Here is a 1072-nt window from a genome sequence, read left to right on the forward strand (position 1 = left end):
TGTTGATTGAGTACGGTTTCTATTTCTCCTAACTCGATGCGGAATCCTCTGATTTTTACTTGGTTGTCTATGCGTCCTAAGTATTCTATGTTCCCATCTGCTAGGTAACGGGCTAGGTCTCCTGTTTTGTAAATTCGCTCAATTTGACCGCATATATCTATTTCTATAAATTTTTCCGCAGTCGCTTCGGGACGATTTAAATATCCTCTAGCTAAACCAACTCCAGCTATACACAATTCTCCTGGTATCCCTGGTGGTAGTAGTTGATTGTTTCTATCTAGGATGTAGGTGCGAAGATTGGATATTGGTTTGCCTATGGGTGTTTTGTTGCTGTTGGGTTGACAATGGAAGATGGTGGCGGTGACTGTTGATTCTGTTGGTCCGTAGCAGTTGTAGATTTTTCTTTGTGTTCCCCACTGGTTGACTAATTCTGTTGTACAAGCTTCTCCTCCTACTGTGATACATTGCAAATCTGGTAGTTTTGCTTTGGGTAGTACAGATAGGGCTGAGGGTGATAGGAAGCTATGGGTAATTTTGTTGACTGTTAAGAAGTCTACTAGGCTTTGGGTTGGCAATAGGGTGACTTTATTTCCTAGGTACAAGCAAGCTCCTGTGACTAGGGCTGTGGTAATTTCTCCTACGGATAGGTCAAAGCTAAAAGAACCAAATTGCAACAAACGGCTCTGGTTTTGTACTTGGAATGTTTGTCCCCAGGTTAAACTTAGGTTGACTATGGCGCGATGCTCTATTGTTACTCCTTTGGGTTTTCCTGTTGAACCGGAGGTGTAAATTATGTAGGCTAAGTTTTCTGGTTGACTTTGGTGATTGAGGTTTTCGGTTGATTCTAAGTTAGATGTGTTTTGGTCTAAACAAATTACCTGACAGGGGTTTGCTTGCTTATCGAAGGGTAATTGATTTAATAGTGATTTTTGTGTTAGCAATACTTTAACTTGAGCATCTTCTAACATGAAGCTCAAGCGTTCTTGGGGATATTCTGGGTCTAGGGGTACATAAGCCCCTCCTGCTTTGAGTATACCTAATAGTCCAATTACCATTTCTGGGGAACGCTCTA

At 41.5% G+C, this 1072-nt stretch carries 1 protein-coding gene; it reads right to left on the reverse strand.

All coding sequences use genetic code 11. From position 1 onward, the window contains the following. On the reverse strand, window positions 1–1072 hold a 1072-nt coding region (locus IQ237_RS25980; protein ID WP_194060117.1), incomplete at both ends, for an amino acid adenylation domain-containing protein.

Source organism: Sphaerospermopsis sp. LEGE 08334 (assembly GCF_015207205.1).
Classification (GTDB): domain Bacteria; phylum Cyanobacteriota; class Cyanobacteriia; order Cyanobacteriales; family Nostocaceae; genus Sphaerospermopsis.